Origin of the sequence: Corallococcus sp. CA041A (assembly GCF_003612075.1) — a bacterium.
In the GTDB taxonomy this organism is placed as follows: Bacteria; Myxococcota; Myxococcia; order Myxococcales; family Myxococcaceae; genus Corallococcus; species Corallococcus exiguus.
Genome location: NZ_RAWF01000631.1, coordinates 1 through 456, shown reverse-complemented (window position 1 = coordinate 456; position 456 = coordinate 1). Strand labels below are relative to the sequence as shown.

The following is a 456-nucleotide window of genomic DNA, read 5'->3' as shown; positions in this document are numbered from 1 at the left end:
GTTCCCAATCATCACCATCTTATACAATGTGAACATTTTTGCTAACCTGGTTTCTTCCGTTTCTTCTCCACCCTCCTTCACAACGTGGATACCATCTTCGCCGATGTCCCGGGTAGTGGTCGAACTGATTTTCTCCTGAGGCTCGCAGAGACGTTCCTTCTCCTTAGTCCCCAACGATTCCCCGGGTTCTATTATGCCTGGTTGTCTCTTATCTCGCACCGGCGCTTCTTGCCGGATCTACTCCTGCTGGATGCCAGGGGTGGATGGGTCCCATTCACCAAGATTCTATCGACTTTGCTGAGTTACGTCTGTGAGCACGTGAAAGCCGTCGACGTTCCGGACTTGATCAAAGACTACTACCGAGGAACCATGAAGGTATTGATCATACTTCAGCACGACTTCCCGGAATACATGTCAGAAAACTGCATGCGACTGGCTGGTGCTATTCCCCACCAC

1 protein-coding gene is annotated in these 456 nt (G+C 50.7%); it reads right to left on the bottom strand.

The annotated features are described in order from the left end of the window. A partial coding sequence (locus D7V77_RS45425) for a hypothetical protein (RefSeq protein ID WP_233597582.1) occupies window positions 1-219 on the bottom strand: 219 nt, incomplete at its 3' end. Between the last annotated feature and the right edge of the window lie 237 nt (window positions 220-456).